Raw genomic sequence first — 20,425 nt, 5'->3', positions numbered from 1 at the left:
TGGGAGTATTAGAGCTGGTAGCCATCGGATAAATGTATTTTGGATTAGAAGGGGAGTCTTATAATTATGGAGGATAAAGAGTTACTAAAAACACTTTGTATGTCTCATGGACCTAGTGGAAGAGAACACTGGCTTGGAGATTATGTGACAGACATATTTTCAGAATTTGGACAAGTTACTAGGGATAATTTAAATAATATAATTATTCATAAGAAGGGTAAGGGTGAAGGTAAAATCATGCTTATGGCTCACTTGGATGAAGTATTTATGATTATAACAGAGGTAAAAGAGAATGGATTTTTAGCATTTAAAGGTAATGGCATTGATCCTAAGACTTTAGTTTCTAAAGAGGTTATAATCCATGGGAAAGAAGCTATTCACGGTATTATAGGAATTAAGCCGCCTCACTTAATGAAGGATGAAGAACGAAAAAAAGCAGCAAATATAGATTCTTTATTGATTGATACAGGGTATTCTAAGGAGTTTTTAGAGGACATAGTTAAACCAGGAGATTATGTTACTGTTAAAGGAAACTATAAAGAACTTTTAAATAATAATGTAAGTGTTAAAACTGTTGACGATAGAGGTGGAGTTGTAGCTTTATATAGATGTGCTAAGGAACTTAAAAATATAGAACACGATATGGATGTTTATTTTGTATGCTCAGTTCAAGAGGAAGTAGGCCATAGAGGTGCTAAAACTGCTACTAATAGAATTAATCCAGATATAGGTATTGCTGTAGATGTTACCTTCGATTGTGGAATGTATGGTCTTGAACATGGTGATACTGAACTAGGTAAGGGTGGAGTAATCTGTATAGGTCCTAATATTCATCCTAAGGTTAGAAAGCATCTTATAAAGGTTTGCAAAGAATATAATATTCCATTTCAATTAGAAGTGGAAGCTGGAAATACAGGAACGGATGCTTGGGATATTCAAGTAGCTGGTGAAGGGGTTGCTACACTTCTCATATCAATTCCTATAAAATACATGCATACTTCAGTGGAAACTGTAAATATGGATGATATAAAAAACACAGGATATATGATGTCGAAGTTAATAGAGAGCATAAAGGGTGAAGAGTTGGAGGAATTAGTATGTTTTTAGATGAGATTCTTCAAAAGAATGGTATTTTAGATAAATTGACTTCTTTAAGTGGTCCTTCAGGATTTGAGGGAGAAGTAAGGGGTTTTATTAAAGAACAGGTTACCCCTTATGTAGATGAGATTTTTATAGATAGAATGGGAAATATTATTGTTCATAAAAAGGGTAAAGGAAAAAAAGTAATAGTTGATGCTCATATGGATGAGGTAGGTTTTATAATAACTGGCTACAATGAGGATGGAAGCTTAAGATTTAGTGCTTTAGGAGGAATAAATGCTAAGATAATACCTTCTAAGACTGTACTTATAGGGCCTAATAAAATACCAGGGGTTATTGGAGCAAAACCAATTCACCTTCAAGGAGCAGAGGAGAGAGAAAAGGGTCTAAATTATAGTAATTGCTGTATTGATATAGGAGCTACGTCTAGAAAACAAAGTGAGGAGATTATAGATCTAGGGGAGTATGTAGTTTTTGATACAGAGTATGATGAATTCGGAGAAGGTCTTGTAAAGGGAAAGGCCTTTGATGATAGAGTAGGATGCTTTGTACTTATGGAGGCATTAAAAGAAAATTATGATGTAGACCTATATGGAGTGTTTGCAGTTCAAGAAGAAGTTGGAGAAAGAGGTGCTTTCATTTCGTCTTTAAATTTAAAGGGAGATTTAGGAATTGCTTTAGAGGGTACAATATGTGCAGATATGCCAAGTGTTCCTAAGCACTTAAGAGCTACTGAAGTTGGCAGAGGACCAGCTATATCAATAATGGATTTAACTAGTATATTCAATGTTGATGTGGCTGATGACATTATGGAAGTAGGAAATAATTTAAATATTCCATATCAAAGAAGAAAAGCTATAGCTGGAGGAAATGATGCAGCTACTTTCCATGGCACAGGATGTGGGGCAAAGATTGCTACTATTTCAGTTCCATGTAGATATATCCATTCTTCAATTTCAGTAGCATCAAAGGAAGACATAAAGAACACAGTTAAATTATTAGTAGAATACTTAAAAACACTATAGATTTTGGAGGTATTTGTGATGAATAAATTATTTGAAGATTTAGTAGGAGCATTTGGAGTTAGTGGACATGAGGAAGAAGTTAGAAGTGTAATTGTTGATCAATTAAATTCACTAGAAGTTGAAAATAAGGTAGATAATATGGGAAATGTTATAGCTAAAATAGGTAAAAGTAATGGAGAAGAAGAAAAGAAAATTATGATTTCTTCTCATATGGATACCATGGGATTTATAGTTATGTATATTGAAGATAATGGTTTCTTGAGAATTGGAAAAGTAGGAGAATTTGATGAAGCTGCCTTTGTGAATAATATGGTAGAATTTGAAAACGGAAATTCAGGAAGAGTTTGTAGAACTAAAGATAGTCCTAAAATAGATGACATGTATATAGATTTAGGAGTAGAAAGTAGAGAAGAGGCTTTGGAACTAGTAAGAGAAGGAGATGTATGTATTATTACATCTAATGTTATAGAGGAAGAAAAAAATATAATTGCGCCTGCTTTAGATAATAGAGTAGGATGTTACATGTCACTAAAATCTGTAGAAAAGCTTATAGAGAATAAAGAGTTACTAGAGAAGTTAGATAAGGAAATATATTTTGTGTTTTCAACTCAAAACACTGTAGGAGGAAGAGGAGCAAGAGCAGCTACTTATGAAATAAATCCTATGTATGCTTTAGTTGTAGATGGAGAAAATGCTGGAGATACATTAGAGGGAAGTGGAAAATTTTCTTTAGGAAAGGGTATAGGAATAAAGTTCATGGATAGAACTTTGTTAATGCATCATGAAGTGAAAGAACAATTGGAAAAAGTTTATGAGAAAATGGATAAAAAGCCACATTATATCTTTGGTGAAACTCAAGGGGATGGTAAAACAATCCATAAGGAGGGAGTAGGAGTTAAGACTGGTACTTTAGTTTATCCTGTAAGATATAAGGATACAAATATGGAAATGGTTAATTATAAAGACATAGAAGAAGGAATAGAAGTTATTTATAATTATATTACATTATAGTATAAGGTTATTTAGATAGTTCTATAGGTATAACTTTTAGAGAATATACAAAAAAATAATAAATATTAGAGCCTTCACTTTAAGAATATCAGTGAAGGCTCAATTTAGTTTAGGATTAATTTGTTTTAATTATAAGGTAGTAACTATTTTGCAGCGTAATAGCATCTTTTAGGAGATTCTATTTTATCCTCTGCTTTAAGTGATTTTATAGCTTTATCCACCTCTTTTTTGTCAATACCAGCCTTTTCAGCAATTTCTCCAGCTTTTAATGGCTCAGATGAATTTTTCAGTACTTCTAAAACTTTATCTACCATTTTAACACCTCTTTTAATAATTATAGTTATTTAATAATATTTATTATATGATATTTTGATAAAAATATCAACAATATTATATTTTATCTATTGTTTGTAATTTATTATAAAGGGATTCTCGTCTATCATCTTTTACTTTAAAGGAATTTCTAACCCTGCTGACTAAAGATCTGTCTATGTCTGCTATGAGAATATCCTCCACACCCTCCTCTGTACTACCTATAATTTTACCTAAAGGGTCTATAATTAAAGAATTTCCACTATAGTTTATATTATTACCAATACCAATTCTATTAACTCCAGCAATATAGCATTGATTTTCAATAGCTCTACTTCTAAGCAAGGTTATCCAGTGTTCTTTTCTATTTTCAGGCCAATTAGCAGCTACAGTAATTAAATCACATTTTTTTGAAGCTATTTGAAAGATTTCAGGGAATCTTAAGTCATAGCATATAAAAGGTGAGAGGGTTATTTTATCAATTTGTGCAAAGCATATTTCCTCACCACCGATGTAGTATTTACTTTCTTCGCCATAGGAGAAAGGATGTATTTTAGAGTAGTTACATAGAATATTTCCATTAGAAGATATTATTGTATAATTATTTTTTACTTTTATATCATTAGTAATACCCTGAATATAACCAATTCCTGCATTAATGCAATAACCTTTGCATAAACTAGCAATGTAGGAAACCGTAGAAAAATCAAATTCTTTTAATTTTTCTATGTGCATCGTAAAGCCAGTAAAGGATAGTTCAGGAAATAAAAGTAAGTCTATTTTCAACTCTTTAGCCTTTTTAAAAAATTCTTTGCTTGCTGATAAGTTAAATTGCTTATTTTCCCATAAAATATTATTCTGTACCAGTCCAATTTTCACAATATCACCCCTTATATTACTAATTATAATATATTTTAAAGTTATTATTCATAATAATCCTAAGAAATTTATTATTTTATAAGAAAGTTAATACCAAATTATATGAAGGGTGATTTATTTAATTATGTTAAAGAAAGTGGTATAATTAAGGGAGACTTAACTCCAATAATAGGTAAATTTTTAATTGAGTTCATAAATTCTTTATACTATCTATATACTGCTTAGATAAGATTTAAATATTATAATATATAGACAATAGAATAATGTAAAAGGTAGGGGTATTGCCTATGAAAATAACTGAAAACACAGTGAAAATGGCATTGAGATATAAGAACCATCATATATCTTCATTAGCTTCACAGTTAGCTTTTGATATGCTGTTTTCATTTTTCCCATTTTTGATTTTATTATTAACTCTAGTTGGATTTATAAATGTAGATCCCATAGAAGTGATCGGAAGTTTACAAAATATAATGCCAGAGGAATTATACAAATTAGTATCTACTTTAGCTCTTCAATTGTTACAAACTAGAAATGGAAACTTATTATCTTTTTCATTAATGTTCTCCCTTTATACAGCATCTAGAGCTTTTAGAGCCATAAGATACGGGTTAAACAGAGCATATAATGAAGAGGAAGATAAAAACAAGATAAAGTTAATAGTACTCTCCGTTTTATTTATGATAGTGACATCTTTTATGATAATATTTATACTAGGTTTTTTAGTCTTTGGAGAGATGATAAGTTTAGAATTGGTTCAATGGTTAGATCTTGATATTAAGTTATTTTATTTTATACGATATTTAAGGTACCCAATTGGTTTTACAGGTATGATAGTTATATTTACAGCTATATATAAGCTTATACCTTCAAGACGAATAAAATGTAGAGAGGCCTTGCCAGGGGCTATATTCACAAGTATTGCTTGGATAATCTTATCAATGGGGTTTGCATTTTATGTAAACAACTATGGGAAATATACTGATATTTACGGAAGCATAGGAGTGGTTATTGTTTTGATGGTTTGGTTACAAATAACATCTACTACAATTTTATTAGGAGGAGAACTGAATGCGTTATTAATGTATGATAAAGAAAATAACTTCAAAATATAAGAAATTCATGTTTAATATTAACACTTATGAGAATGTTTAGTTTAATTATTTGTAATATTGTGTTAAGATAATGAAGAAGAATGACAATGATGTAGAATATATAAGGTCAATGGTAATGGAGGGTATGAGATGAAGGTTAGAAAGGCTATAATTCCAGCAGCAGGTTTAGGAACTAGATTCCTACCAGCTACAAAAGCAGTGCCTAAAGAGATGATTCCTATTGTAGATAGACCTACTATAGAGTATATAGTGGAAGAAGCTGTGGCTTCAGGTATAGAAGAAATACTTATAATAACAGGTAGAAATAAAAAAGCTATAGAAGATCATTTTGATAGAGCTGTAGAGCTAGAAATGAATCTTGAGAGAGATGGGAAGAAGGAACTTTTAGAGTTAGTCCATAAGTCAACTAACATGGCTAATATCCATTATATTAGGCAAAAGAATCCAAAGGGGTTAGGTCATGCCATAAGTTGTGCTAAAGCTTTTGTTGGAAATGAACCCTTTGCAGTTATGCTAGGAGATGACATAGTAGATAGTGAAGTTCCTTGTTTAAAGCAATTAATGGATGCTTATGATAAGCATGGTACTTCAATTTTAGGAGTTCAAGAGGTAGCCAAAGAAAATGTAAATAAATATGGAATTGTAAAAGGCGATAAAATTAATGATAGGGAGTATGTAGTTAAGGATTTAGTGGAAAAGCCAAAGGTTGAAGAAACGCCATCTAATGTGGCTATTTTAGGTAGATATATTATAACTCCTGAAATATTTGACATACTAGAAGATACTAAGCCAGGAAAAGGAAATGAAATACAATTAACTGATGGTTTAAAAACTCTAATGGAAAAGGAAAGCATGCATGCTTATATTTTTGAAGGTAGAAGATATGATGTAGGTGATAAATTAGGATTTTTAGAAGCAACAGTAGAATTTGCTTTAAAAAGACAAGATTTGAAAGATAATTTTAAAAATTTTTTGGAAGAAAAATTTAATTTAAAGCATATATAATTTAATAATAGTATATAAAAACTGGTATATAATTCCAATGATATATATCAGTTTTTATTTTGTATATCAAATTTTATTGTTTTTACTCAGAAGAGGTACAGAGACTTATTCTCATTAACCTGTCAAGAAAAAAATGTAGAATAATAGTAGAAAAATGTAGTAAAAAAAGTATTAATTTTAGTGTAAAATGATTAAGTGGTACATTGAGTAACGTTAAAATTGGAGGATAAATAATGGAGTTTAAAAATAAGGAAGATTTGGAGTTTTACAACAACATTTCGGAACCTATTATAGTTATAGATAGTAATAATGAAATTAAATACTGCAATGAAGGAGCGTTAGAATTTTTAGGAGTTCAAAGTATAGATTCAATTGAAGAGTTGGATATAAATGCAATGATAAAGTTCTCTACGTTGAAGAGTGGTGTCTTTGATGTAAAGGATTTTATAAAAAATGATAGAAGTGAGAGAATTCGTGCAAGTATAGATACAAGAATATACAAAGAAATAGAAATAGAATTAGTTTTTAGAAGTATAAAGGTTGGTAATAATGAAGGCACCTTAATGTTGTTGAAAAATATAGCAAGCAATAATCTCCATTTTAAATCAGAAGATATCAATAAAGACAGTAGCAAATTAGAGGAGCATGAAGAATTTAAATATATTGTAGTAGATAAAGATGAAGATGAAGCCTTCATCTCAACAAAAGAAATAGACTTAAATACAAATTTTTATAAAGCTATTTTTGCTAATAGTACCACTGGAATTGTAATAGAAAAGGAAAATAGAATTAGTTATATAAATAAAGTTGCTATGGATATAATTGGAGACTCTAAAAGTGATACTTTTTTAGGCAAAAGTATTTTTGAAATAATTAAGTTAGATTCTATACAATATAATGATGAATTTTTGAAAAAACAGTATTCTAAATATAATTCTAGTTTGAACATAGTAGAAAGAAAGTTTATTAGAGAAGATGGGAGCATTGTGTATTGTGAAGTTACGCCCATGTGTTTTGTGAATGATAATGATATATATTCTATATTTTTAATTAGGGATATAACAAGAAGAATAAAAGTAGAGGAAGCTGTAATAAGCAATAGGGATAATTATGTTGAACTTCTTAAACTCTTACCCTTTGGTATGGTTATATATTCTGATGGTAAGCTTGAAATAGGTAATGAGGCTTTAGTTAATATTTTAGGACTTAATGGAATAGATGAATTAAAAAATTTATCCTATATAGATATAGTAGATGAAGAATATAAAGATGTAGTTAAAGAAATGTATTTTGATGCTCAATTTAGAGGAAAATCTACAGAGTTTAAGGAAGTTAAAGTGAGAAGGGGATATGGAGTATTAATAGATGCTGAGATTGCAAGTTTTGGAATAAATTTTAGTTATGGAAGATCTGTAGTGTTTTTAATTCAAGAAGTTACAGAACGCAAAAAGGCTCAATTAAATAAAGTCAAATTGGAACAAGCTATAAAATATGATAAGTTAAAAACTGAATTTATATCTAACATGTCCCATGAGTTAAAAACACCATTGAATATAATATTAAGTACTGTACAAGTATTGCAATACAATTATAAAGATAAAAATGATGAGCAATTGGATAGATATCTAGATTTAATGAAAGTAAATAGCTATAGATTATTAAGATTAATAAATAACTTAATAGATGTTACTAGAATTGATGTAGGTAACTTAAAAATGAATTTTGGCAATTATGATATAGTAGCTATAGTAGAGGATATAACTATGGCTGCAGTAGAGTATGTGGAAAGTAAAGGTATGACTTTAATATTCGATACTGATATTGAAGAAAAAATTATAGGAATTGATAGAGAAAATATAGAAAGAATAATATTAAACCTATTATCAAATGCAGTTAAATTTTCTAAGGATGACGGAACTATTATGGTATCTATTCATGATTTAGGGGACAAGATTCAAATTTCAGTGAAGGATAATGGAATTGGCATTCCAGAAGAACTTCAGGAAAAGATATTTGATAGATTTGTGCAAGGTGAGGATTTATTTACCAGATCTCACGAGGGGAGTGGAATAGGATTGTCCCTAGTAAAATCTATAGTTGAAAATCATGGTGGAAAGACATATGTAAAAAGTATTGTTAATGGAGGAAGTGAATTTATTGTAGAACTTCCAAACATTCTTTCTAAAAATCAATTTTGTTCAACAAATCTTTATCATGCTGATAAATATAATTTAGAAAGAATAAAAATTGAGTTTTCAGATATATATAGATAAGAATATTTAAAATGCTATTGGGGTAGTTATTCCAATAGTATTTTATTTTTTATACATTAAAAGAATGGTTAAGATATTTTTAATAATATGTTTAAAAAATATATTCATGGGTAAAATTACAAAAAATGATATGTTTTTTTGGAGGTATATGATGAATAGAATAGTTTTAGTTGGTAGATTGACACGAGACCCTGAAATTAAAGTTTTTGAAGATAGTAGTAAGGTTTTTACTAGATTGGTTTTGGCTGTAGATAGACCTTATAAAACTGCATCGGGAGAAAAACATGTAGATTTCATTCCAGTAGTATTAAGAGGAAAGAAAGCAGAAATTGTTAATGAATATCTAATTAAAGGAAGTATCATTAGTGTAACTGGTAGACTTCAAAGTAGGCATTATGAAGGTGAAAATGGACAGAAAAAGTACATATCAGAAGTTATAGCAGATGAATTTCAGTTCATGAATACTAAGAAGCCTAAAGAAGAAATTGGTTAAATCCACATGACTTAAATTGTTATTTTAGTAAATTGCATATATATGTATAACAATATAAACAATATTTTTAATCAGTAAAGCTTATTCTATTGTAATATGACAATAGAGTAGGCTTTTTTAAATTAATTAATAATAAGTAAAAAAATATTTATTTATTAAAAAGTCATAGGGTAGTATATTAAAAATATTTGGATAATAGCCATATTAATAGTATAATAAATTCGTAAGGCAAAACTTTAATCTTATTAAAAATGGTAAATTTTGCGGGTGAAATATAGATTAAAGTTAAGCAAAATATAAAGGTAAAGGAGTTTATTATGGAGCTTGAAAAATTTAAAATATTTAGAGAAAAAGCAATGAAAAACATATCTAAAGTTATAATTGGTAAAGAGCATATAATTGATAAAATAATAGTGTCATTTATAACTTCTGGTCATGTATTATTAGAAGATGTTCCAGGACTTGGGAAAACTAAGATGTGCAAAACATTGTCAAAAACTATGAATTGTAGCTTTAAAAGAATTCAATTTACACCAGACTTATTACCTTCGGACTTAACAGGAATATATTTTTATAATCAACAATCAAAAGAATTTGAATTTAGAAAAGGACCTCTTCTAAGTCAAATTGTTTTAGCTGACGAAATAAATAGAGCTACGCCAAGAACACAATCTGCTTTACTTGAGTGTATGGAAGAGAGACAGATAACAGTAGAAGGAAATACGATAAAGTTAAAGAGGCCATTCTTTGTTATAGCAACTCAAAATCCAGTAGAACAATTTGGTACATTCCCGTTACCAGAAGCTCAATTAGATAGATTTTTTATGAGACTATCTATGGGATATCCAAGCTATGATGAAGAAATAAAAATGATGGACAGGTTTATAGGAAAAGATCCACTAGACTCCCTAGAGGCTGCTATAACTATAGAAGAAATAAACTATGTTCAAGAGAATTATAATAAAGTTCATGTTAGTGATGAAATAAGAAGATACATAGTAGATTTAGTCAATGCTACTAGAACTAACAGTGAAATAGAATTAGGATGTAGTCCTAGAGCTACATTAAATCTTATGAAAGGTTGTCAAGCATTAGCTGCTATTAGAGAAAGAGATTATGTGATTCTTGAAGATGTGAAAGAGCTTGCAGTACCTATAATGAGTCATAGGATTATCTTGAAAAGTGAAATAAATAGTGGCAGTGAGAAGAGTGAAAGAGTTATACAAAACATTCTCGCAACTATAGAAACTCCAATAGATAGACAATAGAGGTGTATTATGATACTTCAAATATTTGTTCTTGCAGCAATTGTAATTATACTGGTAAATATAATGAGTTTTATTACTGAAAAAGGATATGAAAACTTAAAGGTGTATAGGGAAATAAAACCAGATAGGGTAACTGTGGGCGAAGAATTTACAATATCTATGAAAGTAGAAAACAATAAAAGAATGCCTGTTCTATTCTTGGTGGTGGAAGAAAGAATACCTTTTGAATTAAGCTTTGTTGGAGAAGTTTCTACTTACAAATATGGAAATGATAATTGGCACATATGCAAGTATGTAATGGGTAAATTTCAAAGGAAAAGTAGAACCTATACTTTAGTAGGAAAAAAAAGAGGAGCTTACATAATAAAGTGCATGAATATTTTTATAGGGGATATGTTGGGACTAAATATTAAAAGTAGAGAGCAGAATGATTATATTGAAGTTTTAATTTATCCTAAGGTAAAATCCATAGGAAACTTTAGATTTGATGTGACAAATTTTTTAGGAGACAATACAGTAAGAAGATGGATACATAAGGATCCTTTGTATATAAAAGGGGTAAGAGAGTATAACGTTGAAGATAGAATGAAGGATATTCATTGGAAAACTTCTTTAAAGGCAGATAAGCTTATGGTTAAGGACTATGATTATACTTCAGAACAACAGATGGTTATAATCATTAATACACAATGTGGAGATCCTTGTTGTAATTATATAGATGAAGAGCTTATAGAAACATCTATAGATATTGCAGTTGCATTAGCTGCAAAGGCATCTAAGGAAAGTATCCCAACAGGTATTTGGAGCAATGCACATTTGATTTATTGTAATGAAAATTCCATAAATGAAATTGAGCCGAAGGTAGGAAGTTTTAATAGGATATTAGAGTTTTGTACTAGAATATATCTTGCTGTGAAATATGAACTTAATGAATACTTAAAGAGTAGAATGCCTTATTTTGATAAAAGTTGTACCTATGTATTAATTACTACTTATTTAAATGAAAAAGATATTATGATTTTAAATATTCTAGTGGCAAATGGCTATAAAATAAAGATTATAGATGTTTCTAGAGAAAACAAAATTAAAAATATAAAAGGAATTGATAAAATTTCATATAAGGGGGAGATGAAGTAATGAGCTGGTCTGAACAAGTTAGGCTTTATTATGATATAACATTTAGTATGCTAACATCTATTGTTTGGATGATAGCAACAGCTCTTATATTTTCTAAGGATATGAAATTTTCTATTTTCATTTTAATGATGATATCTATATTAACTAGTAAATATTTACTAAGAAAAGGTAAGAAGGTAGAGATTTGTATTGCGGTTTCTTTAATCCCAATTATTGTTTACGAAATATTTATTCAAGAAATAGTAGTTGCCATTGTAGATATAATATTCGTAGCGTTAATCAGTGCTGTTTTACTTAGAGAAACTAATGAAAATATAAACTATGATAGATATAAAAATATTTTTATAAATGGAATTTCTTATATTTTTATAGCATCAATCATCTGTAGTATATTCAAGCCTATTTATGCACAAATTGTATTTAGAGGTATAATTATATATCTCATTTTGATGGTTATTACTATGAGAGAGACTATGGGGTATTGCTATAATATAAAAAGTTCAAAAGTCAATAAAATTATAGATATATCTCTAATTTCATTGGCATTATTAACTACACAGGAATTTTTTTACAATATATTTGTTAAGATAGTTACAATTTTATATGTAGGAATTGAATTTATAACTGAATTTATAATAGATGTAATAGTAAAAATTATTGGAGTTCCAATGACTTGGATTTTTAATGCTTTACAAAAATTATTTACTGAAAGACGAGGAGCTTTAGAAGATATATTTGGAAGAATAGATGAAGGTAGTAAAAATCCCCAAAATATAAAAGAAATAACGCCAGAAATGGTAACAGCAAGTCCAACATTTATATTTATAATGAAGGTTATAGTAACAATAATATTAATATTAATTGTAAGTAGCATCATAAAAAGAATAATAAAGGGTACTAATTTAAATAGAGATGATGGCTATACTGAAATAATTGAAGAGATTGAACAAAAGGATTCTGGTTATAAAAAAGCTATAGATAAAATCAAAAAAATATTTAGAAAGAAGGGTACACCTAGGGAAGAAGTTTTATATAAGTATAGTGAGTTTGTAGAAGTTGCGAATAAAAAAGAAATTTTTAAGACATATATGACTCCAAGACAACTTGGTAATATTGTTAAGATAAAAGTTGATAACTGTATGGAAGTTGATGAAGTTACCGATATGTATAATGAAGCAAAGTTTTCCACACATATTATAAACAAGTCTTATGAACAAAAAGTGGAAAAGTATGTGGATAACATTAATAAAAATATAAAATATTAACAAGAAAAATTAATCTACATTAAAAGACAAGAAAACTCACATAATATTAACATTTTATCCACTAATATATTAACAATTACAAATAGTCTTGTATAACTGTAAAGAATAAGTAATTTTGTGAAATAAGGTGTAAATTTTGAGGGGGAATATATTATTGTTGACTACAAGAATTTACACATTATTTTTTTATATAGTGATACAATTTCTTTAGGCGATAAAATAGTGTAATTTTATTGCTATAAATGGTTTTACATTATTTGGTGGTGCTTTTATGATAATTGAGACATTAAAATCTAACATGGTATGTGAAGAGAATACTATAGAATACACTTATAATTTAATTCAATCAGAATTAGAGGTCCATATGAATGGTGAAAGAAGGGTTATAGATGTATATGGTGTAGAAATAGAAAGTGAAGTGAAAAATAAAGGCAAACATGTAAAGCAATACAAAGAACATGTAGAATGCATAACTCCTAATAAATACAAGGGAAGTGAACTGCTGGGATTATTAAAAAATAATGTGGTCTCACCAATACATCTTATAGATATTATAGAAGAATATATAGAGGCATATTATGCTGATTTTGACGAACTTGTACAAGCAATAGCAAATTAATTATAACTATTATTATTTATATGAGTAGTTTATAAAATTAAACTTAATTAATGAGATAATTTAAAATATTATCATCATATATTTTCATATATATATAAGTTATAGTTGATATTAACCTATTTATTTATTAAAATTGAAGATGTAAAAATATGTTTATAATTTAATTGTAAGTATATGAAATATTTAGGTTTGGAGGTGAGATGGTGATAGTAGGAGTTGGAGTAGATATAGTTGAAATAAGACGTATAGAAGATATAATGGGAAAAAATGAAAAGTTTTTAGAAAAAATATTTACAAATAACGAGATACAATACTTGAAAACTAGGAATTTAAGACCGGAATATGTAGCAGGCAGATTTGCTGCAAAGGAAGCAGTCTCAAAAGCACTAGGAACAGGATTTAGAGGATTTAACTTCAGAGATATAATAGTAGATAGTACTACTCTTGGTAAACCTACAGTCACATTAGAAGGGGAGGCAAAAAATATTGCTAACAAGAATGGGAATACAACTATCCATCTGAGTATTTCTCATGGATGCGATAGTGCTATTGCCTATGCTGTTTTGGAGGTCGTTTAATATGGTAAATCCTTTTGATAAATTAAAAAGTAATAGATTAGGGTTTATAGGATTTAAACATAGGGCCATACAAATGGATAAGGAAATGATACAAAATATATTAAAAGCTAGAGATGATGATACCTACAAAGGAGATTATGGACAAGCATTTATAATAGCTGGCTCTATGGGTTTTTCCGGTGCTGCATATCTTACCACTCAAAGTGCAGTAAGAAGTGGCGCTGGATTAGTGACCCTTTGCATTCCTAAAGAAATACAGGAGATAATGAGCGTAAAGTTAAATGAGGCTATGACAATCAATTTTGAACAAAGTGAAAAAATAGGCAATATTATGGTCAAGTCTAATTGTATTGCTATTGGACCAGGAATGGGGAATACTAAGTTAACTTTTAATATAGTGAAAAGTATGATTGAAAATGCAGAATGCCCTATTGTAATTGATGCAGATGGACTAAATGTACTACAGGGAAAACTTGAATTGCTTCATAGCAAAAATAATAGCATTATATTAACACCGCATTATGGAGAGATGGCAAGGCTAACTGGATTATCTGTTGATGAAATAAAAGAAAATAAGGTAGAAGTAACAAGAAATTTTGCTTATGAGTATGATGTAATAGTTTTATTAAAGGACCATAGAACTGTAATAACTGATGGAACACAGGTTTTTGAGAATACTACAGGAAATAGTGCAATGGCATCAGGTGGAATGGGAGATACTTTGACAGGAATTATAACTTCGTTTATTGCTCAGGGATATGAAGTTCTAGAAGCTACATGCATTGCTACATTTATACATGGATATTGTGGTGACAGACTAGCAGAGAATATGTTCTGTGTCAATGCTACCCATATTATAGAAGAATTACCTTTTGGTATAAAAGAAATTTTGGATAGTAATTGATACATAGAAATAACTGTGGATTATAATAAAATAAATATGGTTATAGAGAGAAGAAAACTATAATAAACATATAGTGTAATAAGTAATTGGAGGAATTTATGAAAAAAAGACTAACTTATACACTATTCATTATAGCTATATGCCTAACCGTTGCAGTGGCTTTGTTGATTAAAGGAAGAACAAGGATTTTAGATGAGTATAATGCAATTGATTCCTTAAGCGAGATTAAAGCCTATAAGAGTGATATAACTATAGAAATTATAAATGACAGAGAAACAAATAAGTATGAAGGGTTTCAAACCTATAAAAAAGATATAGGATATAAACTGGATTTAAAGGATAAGAGATCTTTTACTTTTAAAGGCGATGAGATACTTGTTAAAGATAAAGAGAATATCAAAGAGTATAGCTTAGATAAAGGGTTTGATGAAGTATTTAAATATGGATTTATTGGTGAATATATAGGATTAATATATACAAATGAAGAATTAAAATTTGAAACTGAAACAATAAATAATGGTGAATACTTTGTGATAACAACAGTTATTCCTGGAAGTAATAACAATATTTTTCAAGGTAGCTTGTATTATGATATTAAAAATAATAGGCCAAAGAAAATAATAATCTATGATAATAAGGGTAGAGAAAGAATTATATATACTTATGAAAACTTTAACTGGACTGATAAGGTTGAAGATGTGGAGTTAGATTTATAACAATGATACAAAACAGTAAGAACGAATCTAGTATTTACTATGAGGTAGTTCTTGACAACTGGAAAGGTGAGCAAGGTGAGTAATATGGGAAAAAAGATAAGACCCTCTTGGGCAGAAGTAGATTTAGATGCTTTAAGGAATAATGTAAGGGAAGTAAAAAGGGTTTCAGAGGGTAAGGAAATAATTGCTACAATAAAAGCTGATGGATATGGACATGGAGCTATAGATATATATAAGTCTATGATGGATGAAGGTATAAATAGATTTGCAGTAGCTATTGTTACAGAAGCTATAGAATTAAGAAAAGCTGGTGTGGAAATTCCTATTATTATATTGGGATATACACCAAAGGAATTTTATGATGAAGTTATTGATTTAAACCTAGAACAAACTATATATGATTATGAAGATGCTAAAATACTTTCAGACATAGCTATAAAGAAGAATAGAATAGCTAAAATTCATATAGCTGTAGATACAGGTATGGGGAGGATTGGATTTTTAACAACAAGGGAGCAGGCTAGAGAAGTACATAGGATAACTAAGTTAAAAGGAGTAAGAATTGTAGGAATATTTACTCATTTTGCTACTGCTGATGAGAAAGATAAAACTTATGCTAATTCTCAAATTGAAAAATTTAATATATTTAATCAATATATTGAGGAATTGGGTGTAATTATACCATTTAAACATGTAAGTAATAGTGCTGCTATAATAGATTTTCCTGACTTACCATATGATGGAGTTAGAGCTGGTATTATGCTTTATGGATATTATCCGTCTAAGTATGTTAATAAAAATAATGTTAACTTAATACCTGTTATGTCGTTAAAATGTAAAATTGTTCATTTGAAAAAAATACAGGAAGGTGATTATGTAAGTTATGGTAGGTTATATAAAGCACCTGCAGAACGGATAATTGGAACTCTTCCTATAGGATATGCGGATGGTATTTCAAGGGCATTAACAGGGATGGCTAAAGTAATTGTAAATGGTAAAGTAGTACCTGTTGTGGGTCGTATTTGTATGGACCAATGTATGATAGATGTAACAGATGTACCTGATGTGAAAATTGGGGATGAAGTTATATTAATTGGAAAAGATAATATAGGGAATGTTATAACAGCAGATGATGTAGCAGAATCTATAGGTACAGTCAGTTATGAAATAATTTGTGATATAAGTAAGAGAATTCCAAGAATATATACAAAAAAAGGAAAAATTTTCAGCATAAGAAACTACGTATAGTAAAAAGTATAAAAAAATGTTGTAAAAAGTAGAAATTAAGGATATTTTCTTTGACATAATAACAATTGATGATTTATAATTAAGTTGTACATAAAGTTGTTATTTAAATTGGAGGTAATGAAATCCATGGGTAGCTCAAAGAAATTTATTCTGAATTTTGGTGGTAGTTTTTGCGAAAAATTTAATGATGTAGATAGAAAACAATTTATAACAAATAGTAAATTAATTATGGATTATGGAATAGTATATAGTGAAGGCTATAATAGTAATAGCTATATAGAGAAAATGAAACAAGGATATTTAGCTATGAGAGAATTAAATTTAGAATTATCAGAATATGGCTTTGAGAGTTATATTAATGACTTAAGTGAATATGAAGCTAGCCTTTAGGAGTGTGAATGCCTAATGACAATTGTTANNTAAAGAGAGGCGATATATTTTATGCTGATTTAAGCCCGGTGGTTGGATCAGAACAGGGTGGAATAAGACCTGTAATAATTATACAAAATGATGTGGGAAATAGATATAGTCCAACTGTGATAGTTTCAGCTATAACCTCTCAGATAAATAAGGCAAAACTTCCAACTCATGTAGAGATTTCTTCTGAAGAATACGGATTAAATAAAGACTCGGTAGTTTTGCTAGAGCAAGTTAGAACTTTAGACAAAAGAAGATTAAAAGAAAAGATAGGTCATATGACCGATGAAGATATGATTAAAGTTGATGTTGCTCTTAAAATTAGTTTAGATTTAAAAATGTAAAAATAAAGTTAATATTAAGGGGCTGTTTCAAAATACACTAAATCTTAATTGGGTGTGGAGTATGCACTAACAACAATATTTTAGTGAAACTTAACACTTTGTAAAGAGTAGTGAATTATTTTGAAATAGCTCCTTTTAAATTAAATCTTTAGATGGACAAAAAATATAAAGTATTTATTACTTTTATAATCATAGAAGAATAGTTGTATTTAATTGAAATGCAAGGTAAATAATATATTAATAATTATTGGAGATTGTATTGATAAAAGTAAAATTTCAACTAAATAGTTGAGAATAAATAAATTATTGATATAATGAGTTTAGAAGAAAATCAGGGAGGGATAAGCAATGGAAAAGTCATTAATAGCATTAGAGAATATAGCGAAAGTTTTAAGAAAAGATATTATAAAGATGGTAACAGAGTCAGCATCTGGTCACCCAGGCGGTTCGCTATCAGCTGTAGAAATCATTACTACATTATATTTTAATGAAATGAATATTGGTGTAGAAGACTCTAAGAATCCTAATAGAGATAGATTTGTATTATCAAAAGGTCATGCTGCACCAGTTTTATATGCAGCTCTTGCGGAGAGGGGTTTCTTTAATAAAGAAGAACTTATGAAATTAAGAAAAACTGGAGCAATGTTACAAGGTCATCCAAATATGAATTACATACCAGGAGTAGATATGTCTACAGGTTCATTAGGTCAAGGAGTTTCCGCTGCGGTAGGTATGGCACTAGCAGGAAAGCTTGATAATAGCTCATATAGAGTATATACCCTACTAGGAGATGGAGAATTAGAGGAAGGTCAAGTTTGGGAAGCGGCTATGTGTGCAGCTCATTACAAACTAGACAATTTAACGGCCTTTGTAGATTATAATGGACTTCAAATAGATGGAGATATTGATAAGGTTATGAATCCTAATCCTATAGCAGATAAATTTGTAGCATTTGGATGGAACGTGATTTATTTAGAAGATGGTCATGATTTGGTTAAGATAAAAGATGCTATAGAAGCTGGAAAAGGAGTAAAAGATAAGCCTACGATGATAGTTTGTAAAACAATTAAAGGAAAAGGTGTATCTTTTATGGAGAATCAAGCAGGTTGGCATGGTTCAGCTCCAAGTAAAGAGCAGTGTGAAATAGCATTAAAAGATATTGGGGGAGAAGAATAATGAAAAGTGTTGCAACTAGAGAAGCCTATGGAAAAGCATTAGCGAGAATAGGTAAAGAAAATGAAAATATAGTAGTTCTTGATGCAGACTTATCTAAGTCTACTAAAACTGCTGATTTTAAGGCTGTATGCCCAGAAAGATTTATTAATATGGGAATTGCTGAAGGTAATATGATGACTGTGGCAGCAGGGATGGCAGCTTGTGGGAAAATTCCTTTTGCATCTACTTTTGCTATATTTGCAACAGGAAGAGCTTTTGAACAAATAAGAAATTCTATATGTTACCCTAAACTAAATGTAAAGGTATGTGCTACTCATGCTGGCCTAACAGTAGGAGAAGATGGTGCTTCTCACCAATCTGTAGAAGATATTTCATTAATGAGAAGTATACCTAATATGGTAGTAATTAGTCCAAGTGATGGAATTGAGGCTGAAGCAGCAATAGAAGCTATAACAAAATATGAAGGTCCTTGCTATGTTAGACTTGGTAGAAGTGCAGTACCTATAATAAATGATAATGAAGATTATAAGTTTGAAATTGGTAAAGGAATAACTTTAAGAGATGGGAAAGATGCTACTATAGTTGCAACTGGAATTATGGTAGAGGCAGCATTAGAAGCATACAATATTTTGGCTGAAGAAGGGATAAGAGTTAGAGTTATTAATATACATACAATAAAGCCTATAGACGAAGAATTGATAACAAAAGCTGCAAGAGAAACAAATCTTATAGTTACAGCAGAAGAGCATAGTATCATAGGAGGTCTTGGTTCAGCAGTAGCAGAGGTAGTAACTACACATTGTCCAGCTACAGTTTTAAGAGTTGGAATAAAAGATACTTTTGGGGAAAGTGGTAAGCCAGCAGAATTATTAAAAGCTTATGGATTAACTGCAGTAGATATAGTTAAAGCGGTTAAAACTGGAATTAGTATGAAATAAATAATAAAATTAAATAGGGAAGAAATCTAAGGATACTTAGGTTTCTTTTTTTTATAGCCTATGATATAATTTATAAATAATTTGAAAATTCGATTTAGTAAGGAGAGCGTTATAGATGAAACAAGATGTTAAAGGATATATGAATGATGTAATCTTTTGTTTTAAATTGTCTTTAAAATTAGTCATTATACCTGTAGTTTTAGGTATAGTTATTAGTTGCATATATCTATTAATTAAAGGTCAAGCTATGGAACTTTATCGAATACTTAAGGGAATAAGAAATACAGGAATTATATTTTCTTGTGGAGGATTATTTGTATCAGCATTAGCATTTTTACAACCGACAAAGTTATTGAGACCTTTAAGCTATGAGAAAACTTGGAGACAATATCTTCATAAATTTGGTTTAGTAGGAACTATATTCTGTACTTTTGCATTATTAGCAACATATTTCTTAGTATATGATATATTAATTCACAACTTATATGTGTAGTTAAAATACATAAAGAAACATGAGTGGAAAAAAATATATATATTTCCACTCTTTTTTCTTGGAGAAAAATAATAATTTATTATTTTTTAACTTATGTAGGACTTGCAT

General features: G+C 29.3%; 22 protein-coding genes. 20 read left to right on the top strand and 2 right to left on the bottom strand.

Annotated features, from left to right (window positions below; all coding sequences use genetic code 11):
- The first annotated feature begins 66 nt into the window (after positions 1–66).
- Genes B3630_RS01305 through B3630_RS01295 form a run of 3 tightly spaced genes read left to right on the top strand, consistent with a single transcriptional unit; the run spans position 67 to position 3,137 of the window.
- Complete coding sequence (locus B3630_RS01305; protein WP_346894801.1) at positions 67–1,107, top strand: M42 family metallopeptidase; 1,041 nt, start codon at positions 67–69, stop codon at positions 1,105–1,107.
- The gene (locus B3630_RS01300; protein ID WP_346894799.1) at positions 1,098–2,126 is read left to right on the top strand and encodes a M42 family peptidase; all 1,029 of its coding nucleotides are present in this window, start codon (positions 1,098–1,100) and stop codon (positions 2,124–2,126) included. The genes B3630_RS01305 and B3630_RS01300 overlap by 10 nt, the downstream gene beginning before the upstream one ends.
- An 18-nt stretch (positions 2,127–2,144) precedes the next feature.
- Positions 2,145–3,137 carry a hypothetical protein gene (locus B3630_RS01295; protein WP_346894797.1) on the top strand — a complete coding sequence of 331 codons (993 nt, stop codon included), beginning with the start codon at positions 2,145–2,147 and terminating at the stop codon, positions 3,135–3,137.
- A 143-nt stretch (positions 3,138–3,280) separates the two neighbouring features.
- Here B3630_RS01295 and B3630_RS01290 read toward each other — a convergent pair whose 3' ends face one another.
- Both B3630_RS01290 and B3630_RS01285 read right to left on the bottom strand, forming a co-directional pair.
- Positions 3,281–3,451 (bottom strand): HTH domain-containing protein, encoded by a 171-nt coding sequence (locus tag B3630_RS01290; protein WP_084178217.1) that lies wholly within the window; start codon positions 3,449–3,451, stop codon positions 3,281–3,283.
- 76 nt (positions 3,452–3,527) lie between these two features.
- Entirely contained in the window at positions 3,528–4,328 is an 801-nt protein-coding gene (locus B3630_RS01285; protein ID WP_346894795.1) for a nitrilase-related carbon-nitrogen hydrolase, read from the bottom strand.
- A 287-nt stretch (positions 4,329–4,615) separates the two neighbouring features.
- On the opposite strand from B3630_RS01285, the gene B3630_RS01280 reads away from it, so the two are divergent.
- The 17 genes from B3630_RS01280 (at position 4,616) to B3630_RS01200 (ending at position 20,317) form a co-directional block, all read left to right on the top strand.
- A complete protein-coding gene (locus B3630_RS01280; RefSeq protein ID WP_346894793.1) occupies positions 4,616–5,443 on the top strand; it encodes a YihY/virulence factor BrkB family protein in 828 nt (275 codons plus the stop codon).
- A 129-nt stretch (positions 5,444–5,572) separates the two neighbouring features.
- Positions 5,573–6,448 (top strand): UTP--glucose-1-phosphate uridylyltransferase GalU, encoded by an 876-nt coding sequence (gene galU, locus B3630_RS01275; RefSeq protein ID WP_346894791.1) that lies wholly within the window; start codon positions 5,573–5,575, stop codon positions 6,446–6,448.
- 233 nt (positions 6,449–6,681) lie between these two features.
- Positions 6,682–8,721 (top strand): PAS domain-containing sensor histidine kinase, encoded by a 2,040-nt coding sequence (locus B3630_RS01270; RefSeq protein ID WP_346894789.1) that lies wholly within the window; start codon positions 6,682–6,684, stop codon positions 8,719–8,721.
- Positions 8,722–8,872: 151 nt separating this feature from the next.
- Entirely contained in the window at positions 8,873–9,214 is a 342-nt protein-coding gene (locus tag B3630_RS01265) for a single-stranded DNA-binding protein (protein ID WP_346894787.1), read from the top strand.
- Between the two features lie 317 nt (positions 9,215–9,531).
- Positions 9,532–10,482: a MoxR family ATPase gene (locus B3630_RS01260; protein ID WP_346894785.1), complete on the top strand. Its 951-nt coding sequence runs from the start codon at positions 9,532–9,534 to the stop codon at positions 10,480–10,482.
- A 9-nt stretch (positions 10,483–10,491) separates the two neighbouring features.
- Positions 10,492–11,619, top strand: coding sequence for a DUF58 domain-containing protein (locus B3630_RS01255; protein ID WP_346894783.1), 1,128 nt, complete (start codon positions 10,492–10,494; stop codon positions 11,617–11,619).
- Positions 11,619–12,884 (top strand): hypothetical protein, encoded by a 1,266-nt coding sequence (locus B3630_RS01250; protein WP_346894781.1) that lies wholly within the window; start codon positions 11,619–11,621, stop codon positions 12,882–12,884. Before B3630_RS01255 ends, B3630_RS01250 begins: the two co-directional genes overlap by 1 nt.
- A gap of 271 nt (positions 12,885–13,155) precedes the next feature.
- On the top strand, positions 13,156–13,503 hold the full coding sequence (locus B3630_RS01245) for a DUF6514 family protein (RefSeq protein ID WP_150841633.1): 348 nt from the start codon (positions 13,156–13,158) through the stop codon (positions 13,501–13,503).
- Positions 13,504–13,706: 203 nt separating this feature from the next.
- Positions 13,707–14,081: a holo-ACP synthase gene (acpS, locus tag B3630_RS01240; RefSeq protein ID WP_346894815.1), complete on the top strand. Its 375-nt coding sequence runs from the start codon at positions 13,707–13,709 to the stop codon at positions 14,079–14,081.
- A gap of 1 nt (position 14,082) precedes the next feature.
- Complete coding sequence (locus tag B3630_RS01235) at positions 14,083–14,985, top strand: NAD(P)H-hydrate dehydratase (protein WP_346894779.1); 903 nt, start codon at positions 14,083–14,085, stop codon at positions 14,983–14,985.
- A 98-nt stretch (positions 14,986–15,083) separates the two neighbouring features.
- Positions 15,084–15,701, top strand: a complete 618-nt coding sequence (locus B3630_RS01230) for a germination lipoprotein GerS-related protein (protein ID WP_346894777.1) — start codon at positions 15,084–15,086, stop codon at positions 15,699–15,701.
- Between the two features lie 84 nt (positions 15,702–15,785).
- Entirely contained in the window at positions 15,786–16,949 is a 1,164-nt protein-coding gene (alr, locus tag B3630_RS01225) for an alanine racemase (protein ID WP_346894775.1), read from the top strand.
- Between the two features lie 117 nt (positions 16,950–17,066).
- Positions 17,067–17,339, top strand: a complete 273-nt coding sequence (locus B3630_RS01220) for a CopG family transcriptional regulator (RefSeq protein WP_346894773.1) — start codon at positions 17,067–17,069, stop codon at positions 17,337–17,339.
- Positions 17,340–17,347: 8 nt separating this feature from the next.
- Positions 17,348–17,710 carry a type II toxin-antitoxin system PemK/MazF family toxin gene (locus B3630_RS01215; RefSeq protein ID WP_346894771.1) on the top strand — a complete coding sequence of 121 codons (363 nt, stop codon included), beginning with the start codon at positions 17,348–17,350 and terminating at the stop codon, positions 17,708–17,710.
- 348 nt (positions 17,711–18,058) lie between these two features.
- The gene (locus B3630_RS01210; RefSeq protein ID WP_346894769.1) at positions 18,059–18,886 is read left to right on the top strand and encodes a transketolase; all 828 of its coding nucleotides are present in this window, start codon (positions 18,059–18,061) and stop codon (positions 18,884–18,886) included.
- On the top strand, positions 18,886–19,824 hold the full coding sequence (locus B3630_RS01205; protein WP_414632626.1) for a transketolase family protein: 939 nt from the start codon (positions 18,886–18,888) through the stop codon (positions 19,822–19,824). The genes B3630_RS01210 and B3630_RS01205 overlap by 1 nt, the downstream gene beginning before the upstream one ends.
- Positions 19,825–19,939: 115 nt before the next feature.
- The gene (locus tag B3630_RS01200; RefSeq protein WP_346869989.1) at positions 19,940–20,317 is read left to right on the top strand and encodes a hypothetical protein; all 378 of its coding nucleotides are present in this window, start codon (positions 19,940–19,942) and stop codon (positions 20,315–20,317) included.
- Positions 20,318–20,425 lie beyond the last annotated feature (108 nt).

This window comes from Clostridium sp. UBA7503, from assembly GCF_002477055.1.
GTDB classification, from domain to species: domain Bacteria; phylum Bacillota; class Clostridia; order Clostridiales; family Clostridiaceae; genus Clostridium_J; species Clostridium_J sulfidigenes.
This window is presented reverse-complemented; position numbering and strand designations above follow the sequence as displayed.